This is a genomic window from Streptomyces sp. NPDC001406, from assembly GCF_042895285.1.
GTDB lineage: Bacteria > Actinomycetota > Actinomycetes > Streptomycetales > Streptomycetaceae > Streptomyces.
Window position 1 is genome coordinate 167,945 of record NZ_JBIAWG010000018.1, and the last position, 19,533, is coordinate 187,477.

A 19,533-nucleotide genomic window follows, 5' to 3' on the forward strand; every position below is an offset into this window, starting at 1 on the left:
CAAACGCCCCGCTCGTCCGTAAGGATGAGCGGGGCGGTGTCATTGCCCACCACGACCGAGGGGATCTCATGGACCAGGCTGCAGACAGCGCGCAGGACGCCCAGCGCGTGCCGGTGTGCTATCGGCACCCGGACCGCGAGACCGGCGTCCACTGCACCCGGTGCGAGCGTCCGATCTGCCCCGAGTGCATGGTCAGCGCGTCGGTGGGCTTCCAGTGCCCCGAATGCGTCCGCACCGGCTCGGGCACGGGGCACTCCCCGGCCGCGTCCCGGCCCCGGACGGTCGCGGGAGGCACGGTCAGTGCCGACCCACGGCTGGTCACCAAGGTGCTGATCGGCCTCAATCTGGCCTTCTTCGTGGTCCAGCTCGCCATGGGCGACCGCTTCACCGACCGGTTCGACCTGATCGGCCAGGCCTACGTCCCGCTTCTCGGCTCGGTCCAGGGCATTGCGCACGGCCAGGTGTACCGGCTGCTCACCGCGATGTTCCTGCACGCCAGCTTCATCCACATCCTGTTCAACATGCTCAGCCTGTGGTGGATCGGCGGCCCCCTGGAAGCGGCTCTCGGCCGAGCCCGGTACCTCGCGCTGTACTTCGTCTCGGGGCTGGCCGGCAGCGCCCTCAGCTATCTGCTGGCCGAACCCAACCGGCCCTCGCTGGGCGCCTCCGGAGCGATCTTCGGCCTCTTCGGCGCGACCGCCGTCCTGATGCGGCGGCTCAACTACGACATGCGCCCGGTCATCGCCCTGCTGGTGATCAACCTCATCTTCACGTTCAGCTGGAGCGGCATCGCCTGGCAGGCCCACATCGGCGGCCTGGTCGCGGGCCTTGTGTGCGGCTACGCCATGGTCCATGCCCCGCGCCGGCACCGGAACCTGATCCAGTACGGCACCTGTGCGCTGTTCCTGGCCGCGGTCGTGGTCCTGACGCTGCTCAGGACCGCACAGCTCACCTGATACCGAACCGTTGTCCACAGCGTGTGGCGGATCTTGTGCACGCTGTGCGGGAACAGCTGTGCCCCCTGCCGCTCACGTGTGTTTTCCCAGGTCGGACAGGGGGCGAACAAGCTTGCGGTCGCCGGTAGGCCAGTCACACCGGCGTCAACACTCGATGAGTTATCCACAGATCGTCGTTCTTTTTCCCCACTGTGGAAAACGGCTGTGGATAACTCAGCGGATAGCCCTGGGCAGAGCTGTGTTTCACCGGGAGGTGGCCGCTACTTCCACTGCGTGGAGACGCCGAATCCCGCCGCGATGAAGCCGAAGCCGACCACGATGTTCCAGTTGTCGAGCTTGTCGATCGGCAGCGAACCGTCGGTCACATAGAACACGACGATCCAGGCCAGGCCGATGAGGAACATCGCCAGCATGACCGGCGCGACCCAGGCGCGGTTGTTCAGCTTGAGGGCCGTCGCCTGCTTCGCGGGCGGCGGCGTGTAATCGGCCTTCTTGCGGATACGTGACTTCGGCACGAGGGTCTCTCCTGTCGATGCGCTGCGTGGCCGCGCAGGTAGCTGGGTCGGTCCGGGGCAGCGTACAAGGGGACACTTAGCGCTCCCCCGGGCGTCAGTTAGCGTAGTGCTTCCGCGGCGCCGAAGGAGATAAGGGTACGTTGAGCAATTCTGCCGACTCCCCCGGGACGGGATCAACGGGTTCCGGCCCTGCTCCCGCATCCCGTGTCCGGCCGGTGCGGATCCTCACCGCGGCCGTGTTCGCCCTCGCCGGGCTCATCTTCTTCACCAGTTTCAACACGGCCAAGGGCACCGACATCCGTACGGACGCCTCCATGCTGAAGCTCTCCGACCTGATCCAGGAGCGCAGCCACAAGAACAAGGGGCTGGACGAGTCCAACGCGACCCTGCGCGACAGCGTGGAGTCGCTGGCCCAGGGCGACGACGGCTCCACGGAGGCCGAGGACCGCAAGCTCGCGGCGCTGGAGGAGAACGCGGGCACCCAGAAGCTGACCGGCAAGGCGATCACGGTCACCCTCAACGACGCCCCGCCGAACGCCACCGCGAAGCTCCCCGGCTACCCCGAGCCACAGCCCGACTACCTGGTCATCCATCAGCAGGACCTGCAGGCGGTGGTCAACGCCCTCTGGAAGGGCGGTGCCCAGGGGATCAAGGTCATGGACCAGCGGCTGATCTCCACCAGCGCGGTGCGCTGCGTGGGCAACACGCTGATCCTCCAGGGCCGCGTCTACTCACCGCCGTACAAGATCACCGCGGTCGGGGACCCGGACAAGCTGCAGAAGGCGCTCGCGGCGAGCCCGGCGATCCAGAACTACATGGTGTACGTCAACGTCTACGGCCTCGGCTGGAAAGTCGCCGAGGACGGGACGGTGACTCTTCCCGGCTACTCGGGCACAGTGGATCTGCACTACGCGAAGCCCGTGCAGTAGCCGTCCGTCCAGGAGTCGCCGGTGCGCGTGATCGTCAGGTCCGTCAGCGAGCTCTGCATCACCGTCGGCGCTCTGATCGTCCTGTTCGTCGTCTATGTGCTGTTCTGGACCGGTGTGAAGGCCGACAGTGTCATGAACGACCAGATCGACCAGTTACAGCGGGAGTGGTCGAAGGGGGCGGCCGGGCACCCGGCGGCAGGCCCCGGAGCATCTTCGAGCCCGGCCAGGCCCGCGGCGTACCACTACGGCAAGCCCTTCGCGATCATGTACATCCCGCGGCTCGGTTTCACGTGGAACAAACCCGTGCTGGAGGGCACCGGCACGGACGTGCTGAAGAAGGGCCTCGCTCACTATGCCCGCACCGCCCGGCTGGGCCAGGAGGGCAACTTCGCGGTCGCCGGTCACCGGCGTACCTACGGTGATCCGTTCAAGGACTTTCCGGAGCTGCGCCCGGGGGACGCGGTCGTACTGACGAACGGGACGACCTGGTTCACGTATCGGATCGACAAAGGCCCTTACAAAACAGTTCCGACGGACGTTGAAGTGATCGACCCTGTGCCACGTAAGTCGGGGTATACGCGTCCAGGCCGCTATCTCACACTGACCACGTGCGATCCGGAATGGGGGCACAGTCACAGGCTGATCGTCTGGGCGCATCTGGACTCCACACAGCCTGTGGAGGCAGGCAAACCGAAGGCTCTGCGCCGTTAGTCTGGTGGCTGTACGGCGTGAGTCAGGTGCCGTGGCGCGACGGAAGGGACGGCATGTACGGCTGGATCTGGCGGCATCTGCCGGGCAATGCGTGGGTGAGGGCGCTGATCTCACTCGTGCTGGTGCTGTTCGTGATCTACGTCCTGTTCCAGTACGTCTTCCCGTGGGCCGAACCGCTGCTGCCCTTCAACGATGTGACGGTGGACAACCAGTGAGTGCGCGGATTCTCGTCGTCGACAACTACGACAGCTTCGTCTTCAACCTGGTCCAGTACCTGTACCAGCTGGGCGCCGAGTGCGAGGTGCTGCGCAACGACGAGGTGTCGACGGCGCACGCCCAGGACGGCTTCGACGGCGTGCTGCTGTCACCGGGCCCCGGCACCCCGGAGCACGCCGGCGTCTGCGTGGACATGGTCCGCCACTGCGCGGCCACCGGGGTGCCCGTCTTCGGCGTCTGCCTGGGCATGCAGTCGATGCAGGTGGCGTACGGCGGTGTGGTGGACCGCGCGCCGGAGCTGCTGCACGGAAAGACCTCCCTGGTCGAGCACGAGGGCCGGGGCGTCTTCGCCGGACTGCCGTCGCCCTTCACGGCGACCCGCTACCACTCGCTGGCCGCCGAGCCGGCCACGGTTCCGGCGGAGCTGGAGGTCACGGCCCGTACCCACGACGGGATCATCATGGGCCTGAGACACCGTGAACTCCCGGTCGAGGGTGTGCAGTTCCACCCCGAGTCGGTGCTGACCGAGCACGGGCACCGGATGCTGGCGAACTGGCTGGTGGAGTGCGGTGACCAGGGCGCGGTGGCGAGGTCGGCGGGGCTCGCCCCGGTGGTGGGCAGGGCCACGGCGTGACCGCGCTGCGCCCGGAGCGCGAGACCGATGCCTCGTACGGGGATCAGTCGTACGGGGCTTCCGGAGCGCTCGGGGACCAGTACGGGCAGGGGGGCTACGGAGAGCCGTATCTGCCCCCGGTCGACGAGGAGACGGTGGCCCTCCGTCTGCCGGACCCGCCACCGGGGACCGCGAGCAACGCCACATACGCCTCTGTCGCCTCATCCGCCTCCTCGGCCACCGGAACCCCGGTGGGCGGCCGAGCGGCCCGCAGAAAGGCCGCCAAGCGGCGTGGCGGGCGTCATGGCGGTGCGGCGAGGGCGCCGGAGCCGCGGAGGGAGGAGAACGGGGCCGGGGCGCCGCTCTCCCGAGTGGAGGCCCGGCGCCAGGCGCGGGCGCGCAAGCCGGGCGCGGCCGTCGTCGCGAGCCGGGCGATAGGCGAGGTGTTCATCACCACCGGCGTGCTGATGCTGCTGTTCGTCACCTACCAGCTGTGGTGGACGAATGTCCGGGCCCATGCGCAGGCGGGCCAGGAGACGAGCAGCCTGCAGAACGAATGGGCGAGCGGAAAGCGGGAACCGGGCACGTTCGAGCCGGGGCAGGGTTTCGCCATCCTGCACATTCCCAAGCTGGACGTGGTGGCGCCGATAGCGGAGGGCGTCAGCAACAAGAGGGTGCTCGACAAGGGCATGGTGGGGCACTACGGCGAGAGCCCGCTGAAGACCGCGATGCCGAGCGCGAAGACCGGCAACTTCGGGCTGGCGGCACACCGCAACACGCACGGGGAGCCGTTCCGGTACATCAACCGGCTCCAGCCGGGCGACGACGTCGTGGTCGAGACCCAGGACACGTACTACGTCTACAAGATGACGTCGATGCTGCCGGTGACGGCGCCCAACAACACGAGCGTGCTGGACCCGATCCCCAGGGGGTCCGGCTTCACCCGGCCGGGCCGCTACATCACCCTCACCACGTGTACGCCGGAGTTCACCAGCAAGTACCGGCTGATCGTCTGGGGCAAGATGGTCGAGGAACGGCCGCGCAGCAAGGGCAAGCCGGATGCGCTCGTCGAGTAAGGGCAGATGAACAGTGGCAGCGACCGCCGACGACACCGAAGAGCAGACGGACACGCCGGAGGCGGCGCCGGTACGGCGGCGCCGGGGCACCGGCCGTATCGCCACGGCGGTCAGCGTCTTCGGTGAACTTCTCATCACGTCGGGCCTGGTGCTCGGCCTGTTCGTCGTCTACTCCCTGTGGTGGACGAACGTCGTCGCCGACCGGCAGGCGGACCAGCGCGGTGACAAGGTCCGCGACAGCTGGGCCCACGACACCGGCCCCGGCGCGCTGGACACCAAGGACGGCATCGGCTTCCTGCACGTGCCGTCGATGCACAACGGCGAGGTCCTGGTCGAGAAGGGCACGTCGACGAAGGTCCTGAACGACGGTGTGGCCGGCTACTACACGGACCCGGTGAAGGCGACCCTCCCCATGTCCGGCAAGAAGGGCAACTTCACCCTCGCCGCCCACCGCGACGGCCACGGCGCCAAGTTCCACAACATCGACAAGGTGGAGAAGGGCGACCCGATCGTCTTCGAGACCAAGGACAAGTGGTACGTCTACAAGGTCTACGCCGTGCTCGACGAGACCTCGAAGTTCAACGTCAAGGTCCTCGCCCCGGTCCCGAAGGAATCCGGCAGGAAGAAGCCGGGCCACTACATCACCCTGACGACGTGCACACCGGTCTACACGAGCCGGTACCGCTATGTGGTGTGGGGCGAACTGGTCCGCGTGGACAAGGTGGACAGCAAGCGGACACCGCCGGAAGAGCTGCGCTGACCGATCGAGGTGCGGTGATGCGACAAGCAGAGCCCCGGCTCTCCTCACGGAGGAGAGCCGGGGCTCTGCTTGTCGTGGCCGGCCGGTCAGCCGCTGGTGCCGCCGAAGAGGGTGGCACCGCCGTCGTTGCCACCGTTGTTGCCGTTGCCGAAGCCCACGGTCGTCAGGGTGATCGTGGTGCTGTTCGGGTCGGCCGCGGTGCCCGCGCCCGGGTCCTGCTGGCTGACGAACGCGTTGTCGTCCTGCGAGCTGCCGGCGGCGAACTGGATGTTGTTGAAGCCGTTCTGCTGCAGGATCTTCTTGGCGTTCTTCACGGTCTGACCGACGACGTTCGGCACCTGCGTCTGCTGCTGCTGGGCCTTGCCGACCTGGATCTGCACCGTGGAGTTCTTGTCGACCTGCTGACCGGCCTGCGGGTTGGTCGAGATGACCTTGCCGACCTGGTTCGGGTCGCTGGTGTCCACCTCGACGCAGTTGCCGGTCAGGTTGTTGGCCGTCATCTGGGCCTTGGCGGCGTCACAGGTCTGGCCGGTGACGTCCGGGACGGTCGACTTCTGCGCGGCCTTCGCGATCGTGAGAGTGATCGTGGAGCCCTTCTGGACCTGCTTGCCGTCGACCGGGTTCTGTTCGAGGACGGTGCCCGGGTCTTCCGTGGACTCCCGGGTCTCGGTGTCGACCTTGAACTTGTAGTCGTCGCCCTCGAGCTTCGACTTGGCCTCGTCGAGGCTGAGCCCGATCACGCTGGGCACGGTGACCTTCGGCGCGCCCGTCGAGACCACCAGATTGACGGTGGAGCCCTTCTTGACCTTCGTGTCGGCAACCGGGTCCTGCGAGCAGACGTTGCCCTTGGTCTGGTCCTCGCAGGGCTTTTTGCTGATCGACACTTCCAGACCGACGTTGTCGGCCATCTTTCTGGCCGTGTCCGCCGGCTGGCCGACGAAGTTCGGCGCCGGGATCTTGCCGTCGCCCCCGGTGTTGCCGCTGAAGGCGTACTTCCCGATCAGGATCGCGCCGACCAGGACCAGGATGCCCGCCACGATGAGGAGAATCGTGGAGGTGTTGTTCTTCTTCGGCTGGCGGCGGCGGTCGGGGCGGTCGTCGTAGCCGTAGCCGCCGTCGTCCGGGTTCATCGGCGGCAGCATCGTCGTGGCGCCGGCGTCCGCGCGCAGGGCCGTCGTCGGCTGGTCGTCGGGGTAGCCGCCGTAGCCGACCGAGCCCATGGCCGCTGCGGCCGCCACGGGCTGGCCGTCGAGGCAGGCCTCGATGTCGGCGCGCATCTCGTCGGCGGACTGGTAGCGGTAGTTCGGGTCCTTGACCAGTGCCTTCAGGACGATGGCGTCCATCTCGGGCGTGATCTCGGGGTCGAAGACGCTCGGGGGCTGCGGTTCCTCGCGGACGTGCTGGTAGGCGACCGCGACCGGGGAGTCCCCGACGAACGGCGGCCGTACCGTCAGCAGCTCGTAGAGCAGGCAGCCCGTCGAGTAGAGGTCCGAGCGCGCGTCGACCTGCTCGCCCTTCGCCTGCTCCGGGGAGAGGTACTGGGCGGTGCCGATGACGGCCGCGGTCTGCGTCATCGTCATGCCGGAGTCGCCCATGGCGCGGGCGATGCCGAAGTCCATGACCTTGACCTGGCCGTTGCGCGTCAGCATGACGTTCGCCGGCTTGATGTCACGGTGCACGATGCCGCTGCGGTGGGCGTACTCCAGGCCCTGGAGGATGCCGATGGTCATCTCCATCGCACGCTCGGGCAGGAGCTTGCGACCGCTGTGCAGCAGCTCACGAAGCGTGGACCCGTCGACGTACTCCATCACGATGTACGGGATCGAGACCCCGTCGATGTAGTCCTCGCCCGTGTCGTAGACCGCCACGATCGCGGGATGGTTGAGCGAGGCGGCCGACTGGGCCTCCCGGCGGAAGCGGGCCTGGAAGGACGGATCACGCGCGAGGTCCGCGCGCAGCGTCTTCACCGCCACGGTGCGGCCGAGGCGGGTGTCATGCGCGAGGTAGACCTCCGCCATGCCACCGCGGCCGAGCACCTGGCCCAGCTCGTACCGGCCGCCGAGGCGACGCGGCTCTTCCATAGCTACCTACCAGCCCTCTCCGTCGGGTCTCGGCCGCGCACGTCCGTGTGCGGCCGGAGGCTGCCGTCCGGGCCTACCGTACCCGGCTGGCGCTGTGTGACCTGGCCAAGCCCGTCACCCGATACAGGACCGGTATCGCAACGTGCACCGATGTGAAGGGGACGTGAGCGGGGTCACTCACTTCTTGGACGCGATGACCGCCTCCATCACGCTCTTGGCGATCGGTGCCGCGAGGCCGCCGCCGGAGATGTCGTCGCGGTTGGCGTTGTCGTCCTCGATCACGACGGCCACGGCGACCGGCGAGCTGCCGTCGCTGAGCTTGGCATACGAGATGAACCAGGCGTAGGGGTTCTCGCTGTTTTCCACGCCGTGCTGGGCGGTACCGGTCTTGCCGCCCACGGTGGCGCCGGAGATCCGTGCCTTCGTACCCGTGCCCTTCTGGACGACCGTCTCCATCATCGACTGCAGGATCTGCGCGTTCTTCGCCGACAGCGGCTGGCTGAGCTGCTGCGGCTCGGTGGTCGCCACGGTGTCCAGGTTCGAGGACTGGAGCTTGTCGACCATGTACGGCTTCATCAGCTTGCCGCCGTTGGCGACGGCCGAGGCGACCATGGCCATCTGCAGCGGGGTCGTGGCGGTGTTGTACTGGCCGATCGAGGACAGCGCGGTCTGCGACTGGTTCATGCCGCTGGAGAACACCGAGGCGCTGGAGCGGGTCGGGACGAACTGCTCCTCGTCGAAGCCGAACTTCTTCGCCTCCGCCAGCATCTTGTCGTTGCCGAGGTCGGCGCCGATCTTGCCGAAGACGGTGTTGCAGGAGTACCGCAGCGCGACGCGCATGGGCGCGTTCTTGCAGGGGATGTTGCCCTCGTTCTTCAGCTCGGTGGTGGTGCCGGGCATGGTCCACGGCAGCGGCGACTTGGTGTTCGTGTCGGCGTCCGGGTACAGGTTGTTCTCCAGCGCGGCCGCGGCCGTGACCACCTTGAAGGTGGAGCCCGGCGGGTAGGTCTCGCGCAGGGCCCGGTTCAGCATCGGGTCGGCGGGGTTGTACTTCTTCTGGAGCTTCTTCCAGGCATCGGCGTCACTGTTCCGGTCACCCGCGAAGGTCGAGGGGTCGTACGACGGGTACGACGCCAGCGCCAGGATCTTGCCGGTGGACGGCTCCAGGGCGACCACCGCGCCCTTGCCGCCCTGCTTCGCCAGGCCGCTGAACGCCGCCTTCTGCGCGGCCCCGTTCAGCGTGGTCACGACATTGCCGCCCTGCTGCGGCTTGCCCGTGATCATGTCGAGGGTCTTGCGGAAGAAGAGCCGGTCGTCGTTGCCGGTGAGGATGCCGTCCTCGATCTTCTCCAGGAAGCTGCCGTCGAAGGCCTGCGAGGAGTAGCCGGTGATCGGGGACCACATGGCCCCGTTCTTGTAGGTGCGCTTGTACTTGTAGTCGCCGCTCTTGGTCTCGACCGAGCCGGTTATCGGGTTGCCGTCGACGATGATGTCGCCGCGCGGGTACGCGTACCGCTCGATGGCCACACGGCGATTCTTCGGGTCGGTGCGCAGTTTGTCGGCCTGGACGTACTGAAGCCAGTTGTCACGGATCAGCAGCGCCAGGACCAGGAGTCCGCAGAAGATCGCGATTCGGCGCAGTGGCTTGTTCACGTCCGGCCTTTCCACAAGCTAACAGGTGCGCCTGTTTGCTTCAGTCTCTCGGTGTCGCTGGTGCTGGCGCTCATCCTTGGCCGCCCACAGTCTAGAGGCAGTGACTGTGCCTCCAGGCGGGGCAGTCGACAACGACTGATCAATAGACGTACTGGAGGGGCGGAGGGTTCCAGTAGAAGCGGACGGCTTCCGTCCCGGCGAGTGCCGGGACCGGAAGCCGTCCGTCAGAGGTGTGCCGAGGGGCAGGTCAGCACTTCGGCGGGGTGTTGCCGCCGGCCACCCGGAAGTAGTGCGCGGAAGTGTATCCCCAGACGTTCTTGCTGGAGTTGACGTTCTTCACGTAGTACCAGGTGGTGTTGCCGTACACGCCCTCGCCCTGGACCTGGCACTTCACCGCGGCGCCGTCACCGAGGTAGCCCCGGTCGACGATCGCGGTGCCCGTGCTCGGGCCCTTGCGGACCTTCACGTCGTCGGTGGTCCAGTTGCCCCCCGTAGAGCGGAGCGGCCTGGGCGCTCGACGCGCTGGTGACGGTGAACAGTGCGGCGCCGAGCGCGGCGGCCGCACCCACCGCGATGCGCTTGCCGCGCGAATCCATGCGAAGCATGAAATTCCCCCTATGTGTTTCGTTTTCCCGTGGTCACGGGTCACAGCTGGTCGGCTGCGACTTTAGTGGGCGGCACGGGCGAAAACGATCTTCATTGAGGTGATCACGATCACCCGGTGGGGCCGGCGCTTCCGGGGCGCACGATCTGGGTCATCTCGGAGTCGGGATTGGCGACGGGGGTGGGCGCCGGGCGGCGGGCCGTGTCGCTGATGCGGATCAGGATGCCGATCAGCGCCCAGTTGGCCAGCACGGACGAACCGCCGGAGGCCAGGAACGGCATGGTCATACCCGTGAGCGGGATGAGGCCCATCACACCGCCGGCCACCACGAACACCTGGAGGGCGAAGGCGCCGGACAGGCCGACGGCGAGCAGCTTGCCGAACGGGTCGCGGGCGGCGAGGGCGGTGCGCACACCGCGTTCCACGATCAGGCCGTAGACCAGCAGGATCGCCATGATGCCCGCCAGGCCCAGCTCCTCGCCGAAGGTGGCGAGGATGAAGTCGGAGTTGGCGGCGAACCGGATGAGCTCGGAGTGACCCTGGCCCCAGCCGGTGCCGAGTGTGCCGCCGGAGCCGAAGGCCCACAGGGCCTGCTGCAGCTGGTCGGAGTGGGCGATGCCGTCATGGGTCACGATGCGGCTGAGCTCGTACTCGCGCATCGGGTTGAGCCAGGCCTGGACACGCGTCTGGATGTGGGGCTCGAAGCTCGCCACGCCGACGGCGCCGACCGCGGACATCAGCAGACCGAAGACGATCCAGCTGGTCCGCTCGGTGGCGACGTACAGCATGACGACGAACATGCCGAAGAACAGGAGCGAGGTACCGAGGTCGGTCTCGAAGACCAGGATGAGGATCGACATCGCCCAGACCACGAGGATCGGGCCGAGGTCGCGGCCGCGCGGCAGGTAGAGGCCCATGAAGCGGCGGCTGGCGAGGGCCAGGGCGTCGCGCTTCACCATCAGGTAGCCGGCGAAGAAGACGGCGAGGATGATCTTCGCGAACTCGCCGGGCTGCAGCGTGCCCAGGCCGGGGACCCTGATCCAGATCTTGGCGCCGTAGAGGCCGGCCCCGAGGCCGGGTACCAGAGGCAGGAGGAGCAGGATCAGGGCGCCGAACATGGAGATGTACGTGTAGCGCTGCAGGACACGGTGGTCCTTCAGGAAGATCAGCACGACGACGAACAGGGCGATGCCCAACGCGGTGTACAACAGCTGGCGGGGCGCCGCGCTACCGGTCTGGCCGATCGCCCGCAGCAGCTTGGACTGGTCGAGCCGCCAGATGGCGACCAGTCCGAGCCCGTTCAGCAGCGTGGCCAGCGGCAGCAGCAGCGGGTCGGCGTACGGGGCGAACTTCCGCACACCGAGGTGGGCGACGCCGGCCAGCAGGCCCAGGCCGAGCCCGTAGCCCAGCAGGCCGGTGGGCACCTGGTCATTGATGGCCAGACCCACGTTGGCGTACGCGAACACCGGGATGACCACGGCGAACACCAGCAGCGCCAGCTCGGTGTTGCGCCGGCTCGGTGCGCCGATGGCGCCGATCGTGGACGTGTGGTGCGTCGAACTGTTGGAAGTACTGCTCATCGTGTGACGGGGCCTCTCACGGCTTGCCTACTGCTTACCGCACAGCGAGACGACCTTCTGCTCATCCTCCGAGAGCGTGGGCCCGGGGCTGGGAGTCGCGGTCGCGGACGGGGTCGAGGACGGAGACTTCGAAGGGTTCGTCGAAGACGGTGCCGAGTTCGACGGGTTGGGTGTCGGTGAGGCCTTGGACGTGAGGGAGGTACGCGTGGTTCCCGTGGTGCCCCCGGCCTCGCCCTGGCCCGTCTTGGCGTTCTTCTCGCTCTCGGCGGCCGTGCGCTCGGCCTCCTTCTTGCAGGCGGAGGCCTGCACGGACAGCTCCTGGACCTTCGACTGGGCCTTGACGAGGTCGCCCTGCGGGATCGTGTTCTTGACCTGCTTCTGCTGGTAGGGCGGCAGGTACTTGAGTTCGATCTCGGGGTGGTCCTTCTCGACCTTCGACAGCGACACCCAGGCCAGGTCCTGGTTGATGCCGCGGTACAGCGCGACGTGCTCGCCCTTCGTGCCGACGTAGTACTGCGTCTGCGTCCAGCGGTAGCCGCCGTACAGGCCGCCGCCGATGACCGCGAGGGCGAGACCGCCGTAGAGGGATCTCTTCAGCCACCTGCGGCCCTTGCGCGGCTTGATGAAGTCGTCGTCGGTGTAGTCGCCGAAACTGCCCTCCGGCACGTAGCCGGTGGTGTCGCCGGAGCCGGGCGGGCCGAACTCGCCGCCGCCCTGGCCGTGTCCCTGGCGGCCGAGGTGGGAGGCGCGGCCGGCCGGGGTCTGCATGATGCCGTTGTCGTGCAGGTGGTGCTGGTTCTCGGCGACCGCGCCGACCACCACCGGGGTGTCGGACAGCTGGCCGGCGAGGGTGTCTCCGGTGTCCAGGTCGAGGACGTCGGCGACGATGACGGTGATGTTGTCCGGGCCGCCGCCGCGCAGCGCGAGCTGGATCAGCTCCTGCACGGTCTCCTGCGGGCCCTGGTAGCTGGCGAGGGTCTCCTCCATCGTCTGGTGGGAGACGACGCCGGAGAGGCCGTCGGAGCAGATCAGATAGCGGTCGCCGGCGCGGACCTCGCGGATCGACAGGTCGGGCTCGACATGGTCGCCGCTGCCCAGTGCCCGCATCAGGAGGGACCGCTGCGGGTGCGTGGTCGCCTCCTCCTCGGTGATCCGGCCCTCGTCGACGAGGCGCTGCACCCAGGTGTGGTCCTGGGTGATCTGCGTGAGCACACCGTCACGCAGCAGATAGGCGCGGGAGTCGCCGACGTGGACGAGGCCGAGCCGCTGCCCGGTCCAGAGCAGGGCGGTGAGCGTGGTGCCCATGCCCTCCAGCTGGGGGTCCTCCTCGACCATGGCGCGCAGCTGGTCGTTGGCGCGCTGCACGGCGGCGCCGAGGGAGGTGAGGATGTCGGAGCCGGGCACGTCGTCGTCGAGCGTGACCAGCGTCGAGATCACCTCGGAGGAGGCGACCTCACCGGCGGCCTGGCCGCCCATGCCGTCGGCGATGGCGAGCAGGCGGGGACCGGCGTAACCGGAGTCCTCGTTGCCCTCCCGGATCATGCCTTTGTGCGATCCGGCGGCGAAGCGCAGTGACAGACTCATGCGCACCTCGCCCGTCGGCTCCGGGTACATCCGCACGGTGCCCACCCTCCGGTCGGGAGCGCGCCGACGGCCGGCTTGCGGTCCGCCGTTGCGTGCTCGCTCCGCTCGCGCTCTTTCATGACGTGGTACTACTTCCGCAGCTCGATGACGGTCTTGCCGATGCGGATCGGCGCGCCCAGCGGGATCGGTGTGGGGGTCGTCAGCCGGGACCGGTCCAGATATGTGCCGTTGGTGGAGCCGAGGTCCTCGACGATCCACTGACCGTCGCGGTCCGGGTAGATCCTGGCATGGCGGCTGGAGGCGTAGTCGTCGTCCAGCACGATCGTGGAGTCGTGTGCGCGGCCCAGGGTAATGGTCTGGCCCTGGAGCGCCACCGTCGTGCCCGTGAGGGTGCCCTCGGAGACGACCAGCTTGGTGGGGGCGTTGCGGCGCTGACGGCCGCCGGCCTGCTGGCCGCGCTGCTGCGGGGGCGCGGCCTGCTGCTGCCGTGCGGCCTGCTGCGGCCGTGCCGCCTCCCTGCGCGACCCGCGCTGGGTGACGCGCGTACCGAACAGGTCGCTGCGGATGACCTGCACGGCCACGATCACGAACAGCCACAGTACGGCCAGGAAACCCAGCCGCATGACCGTGAGGGTCAGCTCTGACATTGCCCCCGCTTCACCCTTCGGCTTGCCGGTAAATGATGGTGGTGCTGCCCACGACGATCCGCGAGCCGTCGCGGAGCGTAGCGCGGGTGGTGTGCTGCCCGTCCACCACGATGCCGTTGGTGGACCCGAGATCCTGGATCGTCGAGGGCGTTCCGGTCCGGATCTCACAGTGCCGGCGGGAGACGCCGGGGTCGTCGATCCGCACGTCGGCTTCGGTGCTGCGGCCCAGCACCAGCGTCGGGCGGGAGATCTGATGGCGGGCGCCGTTGATCTCGATCCAGTAGCGGGTGCGGCCGCCGCTCGCGTGGGCGGCCGGGGGCCGCTGGGCGGCGGGCTGCGGGTATCCGTAGCCGCCGGGCCGGCCGCCGGGCGGCGGCGCGGACGGCATGGGCGGGGCTCCCGCGGGCGCGGCGGCCGGCGGGTAGCCGTAGCCGCCCGGGGCGCCCTGGCCGGGCCTGCCGGCCGGCGGGGCCTGCTGGCTGCTGGAGGAGGCGAGCGTACGGCTGCGCACCCGGTACAGACCGGTGTCCAGGTCGTTCGCCTTCTCCAGGTTGACCTTGATCGGCCCCATGAAGGTGTAGCGCTGCTGCTTCGCGTAGTCACGCACCATTCCGGCGAGCTCGTCCCCGAGCTGGCCGGAGTAGGGGCTGAGGCGCTCGTGGTCCGGCGCGCTCAGCTCCACGATGAAGTCGTTGGGTACGACGGTCCGGTCGCGGTTCCAGATGGTCGCGTTGTTGTCGCACTCACGCTGGAGCGCTCCGGCGATCTCGACGGGCTGGACCTCGGACTTGAACACCTTGGCGAAGGTGCCGTTGACCAGACCTTCGAGACGCTGCTCGAACTTCTTCAGGACTCCCATGGGGCACCTCCTCCGTCGCTGCTTCCCTACTGCCTTGCCTGGTACTGCTTACTGATCGTATCCACGCGCCCGGCAAACAGCCGGTTCCCCGCGTGGGCCCCCTTCGAACTCTCTCTGTCAAGGATCGTAGAGGCGGGCCACGACCAGTGTCCCGCACCTGACTGTGGACCCGGTCCGCCTCCTGGGGAGATGACGGGGACCGGTACGAGGTTGATACGTGAACCGGTACTGCCTGATACCTGGTCCAGGGTGCCCGTCCCGGGCCGAAACAAGGGATGTGAACCCGCCCTGTCCGACGTGCTAATGTTCTGGATGTCGGAAGGGGCCGCCCCGAAAGGGACGGAGACGGAAGACACACCCAATGCGCGGGTGGCGGAATAGGCAGACGCGCTGGATTCAGGTTCCAGTGCCCGCAAGGGCGTGGGGGTTCAACTCCCCCCTCGCGCACAGTGGCAAGGGCCCATCGTGATCACGGTGGGTCCTTTGTCGTGTTTGCGGGGTATTTCACAGTGTGATGAGTCTCTCAGGTCCGTGGGGGGCTGCGGACAACTCGCCCGCGGGGTCCGGTCCTTCGTCATCGCCGGGTCGCCGGGGCTCGGGATTTCCACAGGCGTGGAGTTGTCCACAGGGTCTGACGCGTTTCGGCCACCGGTTGTACGGTCTGCACGAGTTGATGTTCGGGCGAGTACGTGTGTGGACGCGGGGGAGGCGGTCGCGGTGACCGAGGCCGGAGCGGCAGTGGGGGAGTCGGCGCGGGCGGCGGGACGGCTGCCCCGGGTGCGTGGATTCGCCCAGTGGCCGTCGCAGGGTTCGCCCAAGGAGCAGGGCAAGGCGCTGCGCACGAGCGTTCCGCGCCGCACGCACAGCGCCCTGGACCTGGACGGCTCGCGGCCCGACGCGGTGAGCGCCGTCGAGGAGTCCAACCGGGGCCGTATCCCCGGGCTCACGCCGATACGGGTGGGCAGGATGGCCGCGACCCCCTTCGCCTTCCTGCGCGGCTCGGCCGGCCTCATGGCGTACGACCTCGCGCGCACCCCCATGACCCGGATAGGCACCCAGATCTGCGGCGACGCGCACGCGGCCAACTTCGGCCTGTACGGCGACGCCCGCGGCGGCCTGGTCATCGATCTGAACGACTTCGACGAGACCGTGCACGGCCCCTGGGAGTGGGACCTCAAGCGGCTCGCCGCCTCGCTGGTGCTGGCCGGCCGGGAGGCGGGTGCCGACGAGGACATGTGCCGCAAGGCGGCGGGCGACGCGGTGGGGGCGTACCGGCGCACCATGCGGCTGCTCGCCAAGCTGTCGGTGCTGGACGCGTGGAACGCCATCGCGGACGAGGAGCTCGTCTCGTACACCGACGCCCATGACCTGATCGGGACGCTGGAGCGGGTCTCGGAGAAGGCGCGGGCCAACACCAGCGGGCGGTTCGCGGCGAAGTCGACCGAGGCCGCCGAGGACGGGGGCCGCCGTTTCGTCGACGCCCCGCCGGTGCTGCGGCGCGTGGAGGACGCGGAGGCGGCGGCCGTGGCCGCGTCCCTGGAGCCTTATGTGGAGACGCTCTCGGAGGACCGGCTGCCGCTCCTGGCCCGGCACGCGGTGCACGACGTGGCGTTCCGGGTGGTGGGCACGGGCAGCGTGGGCACCCGCTCGTATGTCGTCCTGCTCCTGGACCACCGCGGTGAACCGCTGGTCCTCCAGGTGAAGGAGGCCCGTCCGTCGGCGCTGGTCCCGCATCTGGCGACGGCCGGCTTCGACGCGGCGCCCGTCGGCCACGAGGGCCGCCGGGTGGTGCTGGGCCAGAAGCGCATGCAGGTGGTCAGCGACATCCTGCTGGGCTGGACGACGGTCGACGGCCGGCCTTTCCAGGTCCGGCAGTTCCGCAACCGCAAGGGCAGCGTCGACCCCGCGGCCCTGTCCGCCGACCAGATGGACGACTACGGCCGGATGACCGGCGCCCTGCTGGCCCGCGCCCACGCCCACAGCGCCGACCCCCGGCTGATCGCCGGCTACTGCGGCAAGAACGAGGAGCTCGACGAGGCCATGGCCGCGTTCTCGATCGCCTATGCCGACCGCACGGAGGCGGACCACGCGAACCTGGTGACGGCGGTGCGGTCGGGGCGGATCGCGGCCGAGATGGGGGTGTGACGGTCCGGGGTGCGAAGGGCCGGACGCGCGGTGAGGCAGGGCGAACCGGGCGGCGCCGGGGGTGACGGTTTCGGCCGTGGCCTACGCTGGTCGGGTGACGACCCCGGAAGCTGATCAGTCCCAGGCACCGCGGCCCGAGGAGCGGCTGGAGCGGGCCGTGCGGGCCGCCGAGCAGGCCTTGATCGACTATGAGATCGCGGTGGAGACCTTCCGCGTCGAGGTCGAGAACTTCTCCCGGCTGCACGACCAGAAGCTCGGTCCGATGTACACCCGGCTGGAGGAGCTGGACGCCCGGATCGCCGAGGCCAAGGCCGCCCGCACCGGCGACCCGGAGGACATCCGGCTCGCCGAGGAGGCCCGGGCCCGGGTCATGCCGATCCCCGGCGTCGAGGAACTGCTGAACGGCTGGATGGACGGCTACGGCCTGTTCCCGGAGGCTTCGGCGATGCTCACGGACCAGGCGGTACGGCCTCCGGAGCGGGTGCGCCCGAGCGAGGAGGCCCGCAAGCTCTACCGCGAGCTGGCCCGCAAGGCCCACCCCGACCTGGCGCAGGAGGATGACGAGCGCACACGGCGCGAGGAGTTCATCACCCGCGTCAACGCCGCCTACGCCCGCGGCGACGAGGCGCTGCTGCGCGAGCTGGCCGAGGAGTGGGCCGCGGGACCGGCCCCCGCCGAGCCGGGCCCGAGTCGCAGCGAGGAGCTCTATGCCCGCCTCGAATGGCTGGCTCAGCGCAAGGAACTCCTCACCCTGATCGCCCGGGAACTGGAGGACACCGCGATCGCGGCGATGCTCCGCCTGGCCCCGGACGACCCCGACGCCCTCCTGGACGAGATCGCCGAGAAGCTCCTCGCCGATGTGGCGGAGCGGGAGGCGGAGCTGGCGGGGCTGCTGGGGCAGGAGTAGCGCGGCCCGACCGCGGTGTGCGTTCGGGTAGCGTCGGACGCATGAGTTTCGCAGCGCGTGTGCCCACGGTCGGGGTCGTGGACCTCAAGGACGGCGACTTCCTGCTGGACGTCCGCGAGGACGACGAGTGGCGGGCCGGCCATGCCGAGGGGGCGCTGCACATCCCCATCAGTGAGTTCGTGGCCCGCTACGGCGAGCTGAGCGAGGCGGCTCCGCAGGACGGCCGGGTCCATGTGATCTGCCGGTCCGGCGGCCGCTCGGCCCAGGTCACGATGTATCTGGTCCAGCAGGGCATCGACGCCGTGAACGTCGACGGCGGCATGCAGGTCTGGCAGGCGGCCGGCCGCCCGGTCGTCACCGACGCGGGCCAGCCGGGCTTCGTCCTCTAGCTCACAGATCCTCTGGGTGGATCACAGACCCCCCGGGGCGTCGGTCAGCCCAGGGGGTGCGCCGCCAGCAGGTCGCCCAGCGCCTCCTCGTGCGCCGCGGCCGGGCCGAGCGCCAGCTCCAGGTGCTTGGCCCAGGCGTGGTAGCGGTGCAGGGCGTATTCGGTGTCGGCGCCGAAGCCGCCGTGCAGGTGCTGAGCGGTCTGCACCACCCGTCGTACGCCCTCAGCGGCCCAGATCTTGGCCACGGCGACGTCCGCGGAGGCGGGCAGCACGCCCGGTGCCCCCGAGCCGATCCGCCAGGCGGCCTGCCACAGGGTGGCCTCCATGGCGCGCAGATCGATGTAGCGGTCGGCGGCCTGGACGGCGACGGCCTGGAAGGTCGCGATCGGGTGCCCGAACTGCTCCCGCTTGCCGGTGTACTCGCTGGTCATCCTCAGCACCCGCTCGCCCAGCCCGAGCGCCAGCGCGCACGTCCCCGTGACCAGCAGCTCCCGCAGCCACTCCCACGCCCCGTCGGCCTCGACGACGTCCCGGGCGGCGATCCGCGCGGACTCCAGGCGCAGTTCGCCCAGCCGCTCCCCGCTGGTGGAGACCTGCTCGGCGAGGGCGACGCCGGCGTGATCGCGGGGCACCAGAGCGAGGACGGTGCGGTCGGTGTCGGTGTGTGCGGGTACGACGACGAGGTCGGCGTCGTACACCCACGGCACGGCCGTCTGCACCCCGTCCAGCACCCACAGGTCACCGTCGCGCCGTGCGGTCACGGCGAGTTCGGCCGGGTCGTGGCCGGTGCGGCCGTTCGCGGCGACGGTCAGCACCAGCTCACCGCGCCCGGCACGGGGCAGCAGTCCGGCCGCCAACTCCTTGCCGCCGTAGACCTGTACGGCGGCCGCGGCCGCGCTGCTCTCCAGCAGCGGCACCCGCCCGAGCACCTTCCCGGACTCCCGCAGCACCAGGCACAGCGCGATGGCGTCCAGGCCCGCCCCGCCGTACTCCGCGTCGAACAGCAGGCTCAGCAGGTCCGCGTCGGCGAGCCTGGCCCACAGCGCACGGTCGAAGCCCTCGGCCACAGCACCGGTGGTGAGCGCCGGGCTCGGCACCTCGTCCGGCGCCACCCCGGCGAACACTCCCCGGGCCGCCTCGGCCGCTGCCAACTGCTCCTCGGTGAAGGTGAAGTCCACGGTCCTGTCCTCCCGGCGGATCCGTTGATCTGACGGACCGTCAAGATAGAACAGGTTCTAGAAGAAGGGAACGGTGAGGGAGGCGAGGGACCGGTGAGGGAGGCAGGGGACCGGCGGGGGCGCCGGTCCG

19 protein-coding genes and 1 tRNA gene are annotated in these 19,533 nt (G+C 69.1%); 11 read left to right on the forward strand and 9 right to left on the reverse strand.

Features of this window, described 5'->3' with window-relative positions; translation table 11 throughout:
• Positions 1-68 precede the first annotated feature (68 nt).
• Positions 69-956: a rhomboid family intramembrane serine protease gene (locus ACFY1J_RS36515; protein ID WP_390708302.1), complete on the forward strand. Its 888-nt coding sequence runs from the start codon at positions 69-71 to the stop codon at positions 954-956.
• Between the two features lie 260 nt (positions 957-1,216).
• On the opposite strand, the gene crgA is transcribed toward ACFY1J_RS36515, so the two are convergent.
• A complete protein-coding gene (crgA, locus tag ACFY1J_RS36520; RefSeq protein ID WP_363296191.1) occupies positions 1,217-1,471 on the reverse strand; it encodes a cell division protein CrgA in 255 nt (84 codons plus the stop codon).
• 140 nt (positions 1,472-1,611) lie between these two features.
• On the opposite strand from crgA, the gene ACFY1J_RS36525 reads away from it, so the two are divergent.
• Genes ACFY1J_RS36525 through ACFY1J_RS36550 form a run of 6 tightly spaced genes read left to right on the forward strand, consistent with a single transcriptional unit; the run spans position 1,612 to position 5,776 of the window.
• Entirely contained in the window at positions 1,612-2,400 is a 789-nt protein-coding gene (locus ACFY1J_RS36525) for a DUF881 domain-containing protein (protein WP_390732700.1), read from the forward strand.
• A 21-nt stretch (positions 2,401-2,421) separates the two neighbouring features.
• The gene (locus tag ACFY1J_RS36530) at positions 2,422-3,111 is read left to right on the forward strand and encodes a class E sortase (protein ID WP_390732701.1); all 690 of its coding nucleotides are present in this window, start codon (positions 2,422-2,424) and stop codon (positions 3,109-3,111) included.
• Positions 3,112-3,128: 17 nt separating this feature from the next.
• Entirely contained in the window at positions 3,129-3,326 is a 198-nt protein-coding gene (locus ACFY1J_RS36535) for a hypothetical protein (RefSeq protein ID WP_390708299.1), read from the forward strand.
• Positions 3,323-3,961, forward strand: a complete 639-nt coding sequence (locus ACFY1J_RS36540) for an aminodeoxychorismate/anthranilate synthase component II (protein WP_390708298.1) — start codon at positions 3,323-3,325, stop codon at positions 3,959-3,961. Before ACFY1J_RS36535 ends, ACFY1J_RS36540 begins: the two co-directional genes overlap by 4 nt.
• Positions 3,958-5,016 carry a class E sortase gene (locus tag ACFY1J_RS36545; protein WP_390732702.1) on the forward strand — a complete coding sequence of 353 codons (1,059 nt, stop codon included), beginning with the start codon at positions 3,958-3,960 and terminating at the stop codon, positions 5,014-5,016. Before ACFY1J_RS36540 ends, ACFY1J_RS36545 begins: the two co-directional genes overlap by 4 nt.
• A 13-nt stretch (positions 5,017-5,029) precedes the next feature.
• Entirely contained in the window at positions 5,030-5,776 is a 747-nt protein-coding gene (locus tag ACFY1J_RS36550) for a class E sortase (protein ID WP_363296197.1), read from the forward strand.
• A gap of 86 nt (positions 5,777-5,862) precedes the next feature.
• On the opposite strand, the gene pknB is transcribed toward ACFY1J_RS36550, so the two are convergent.
• The 7 genes from pknB to ACFY1J_RS36585 form a co-directional block, all read right to left on the reverse strand.
• Positions 5,863-7,857: a Stk1 family PASTA domain-containing Ser/Thr kinase gene (pknB, locus tag ACFY1J_RS36555; RefSeq protein ID WP_390732703.1), complete on the reverse strand. Its 1,995-nt coding sequence runs from the start codon at positions 7,855-7,857 to the stop codon at positions 5,863-5,865.
• Positions 7,858-8,034: 177 nt separating this feature from the next.
• Positions 8,035-9,510 (reverse strand): peptidoglycan D,D-transpeptidase FtsI family protein, encoded by a 1,476-nt coding sequence (locus ACFY1J_RS36560; protein ID WP_390732704.1) that lies wholly within the window; start codon positions 9,508-9,510, stop codon positions 8,035-8,037.
• A gap of 247 nt (positions 9,511-9,757) precedes the next feature.
• Positions 9,758-9,976: a hypothetical protein gene (locus ACFY1J_RS36565; protein ID WP_390732705.1), complete on the reverse strand. Its 219-nt coding sequence runs from the start codon at positions 9,974-9,976 to the stop codon at positions 9,758-9,760.
• A gap of 248 nt (positions 9,977-10,224) precedes the next feature.
• Positions 10,225-11,694 (reverse strand): FtsW/RodA/SpoVE family cell cycle protein, encoded by a 1,470-nt coding sequence (locus ACFY1J_RS36570; protein WP_390732706.1) that lies wholly within the window; start codon positions 11,692-11,694, stop codon positions 10,225-10,227.
• Positions 11,695-11,721: 27 nt separating this feature from the next.
• The gene (locus ACFY1J_RS36575; protein ID WP_390732714.1) at positions 11,722-13,308 is read right to left on the reverse strand and encodes a Stp1/IreP family PP2C-type Ser/Thr phosphatase; all 1,587 of its coding nucleotides are present in this window, start codon (positions 13,306-13,308) and stop codon (positions 11,722-11,724) included.
• 98 nt (positions 13,309-13,406) lie between these two features.
• Positions 13,407-13,925 (reverse strand): FHA domain-containing protein, encoded by a 519-nt coding sequence (locus tag ACFY1J_RS36580; protein WP_263210673.1) that lies wholly within the window; start codon positions 13,923-13,925, stop codon positions 13,407-13,409.
• Between the two features lie 10 nt (positions 13,926-13,935).
• Entirely contained in the window at positions 13,936-14,784 is an 849-nt protein-coding gene (locus tag ACFY1J_RS36585; protein ID WP_363296201.1) for a DUF3662 and FHA domain-containing protein, read from the reverse strand.
• Positions 14,785-15,147: 363 nt separating this feature from the next.
• Between ACFY1J_RS36585 and ACFY1J_RS36590 the strand changes: the two genes are divergently transcribed.
• The 4 genes from ACFY1J_RS36590 (at position 15,148) to ACFY1J_RS36605 (ending at position 18,225) form a co-directional block, all read left to right on the forward strand.
• Positions 15,148-15,231 (forward strand) — tRNA-Leu (locus ACFY1J_RS36590).
• Between the two features lie 270 nt (positions 15,232-15,501).
• Positions 15,502-16,929 (forward strand): DUF2252 domain-containing protein, encoded by a 1,428-nt coding sequence (locus ACFY1J_RS36595; protein WP_390732707.1) that lies wholly within the window; start codon positions 15,502-15,504, stop codon positions 16,927-16,929.
• Between the two features lie 94 nt (positions 16,930-17,023).
• The gene (locus tag ACFY1J_RS36600; RefSeq protein WP_390732708.1) at positions 17,024-17,836 is read left to right on the forward strand and encodes a J domain-containing protein; all 813 of its coding nucleotides are present in this window, start codon (positions 17,024-17,026) and stop codon (positions 17,834-17,836) included.
• A gap of 59 nt (positions 17,837-17,895) precedes the next feature.
• On the forward strand, positions 17,896-18,225 hold the full coding sequence (locus ACFY1J_RS36605; protein WP_390708554.1) for a rhodanese-like domain-containing protein: 330 nt from the start codon (positions 17,896-17,898) through the stop codon (positions 18,223-18,225).
• Between the two features lie 44 nt (positions 18,226-18,269).
• Here the strand turns inward: ACFY1J_RS36605 and ACFY1J_RS36610 are convergent, their stop codons facing one another.
• The gene (locus ACFY1J_RS36610; protein WP_390708285.1) at positions 18,270-19,403 is read right to left on the reverse strand and encodes an acyl-CoA dehydrogenase family protein; all 1,134 of its coding nucleotides are present in this window, start codon (positions 19,401-19,403) and stop codon (positions 18,270-18,272) included.
• Positions 19,404-19,533: the final 130 nt, after the last annotated feature.

Bases quoted from the DNA above. Each gene is read 5' to 3' on its own strand.
- ACFY1J_RS36580 (WP_263210673.1), bottom strand. From the start codon at position 13,925: ATGTCAGAGCTGACCCTCACGGTCATGCGGCTGGGTTTCCTGGCCGTA.
- ACFY1J_RS36585 (WP_363296201.1), bottom strand. From the start codon at position 14,784: ATGGGAGTCCTGAAGAAGTTCGAGCAGCGTCTCGAAGGTCTGGTCAAC.
- ACFY1J_RS36515 (WP_390708302.1), top strand. From the start codon at position 69: ATGGACCAGGCTGCAGACAGCGCGCAGGACGCCCAGCGCGTGCCGGTG.
- ACFY1J_RS36570 (WP_390732706.1), bottom strand. From the start codon at position 11,694: ATGAGCAGTACTTCCAACAGTTCGACGCACCACACGTCCACGATCGGC.
- ACFY1J_RS36575 (WP_390732714.1), bottom strand. From the start codon at position 13,308: ATGTACCCGGAGCCGACGGGCGAGGTGCGCATGAGTCTGTCACTGCGC.
- pknB (WP_390732703.1), bottom strand. From the start codon at position 7,857: ATGGAAGAGCCGCGTCGCCTCGGCGGCCGGTACGAGCTGGGCCAGGTG.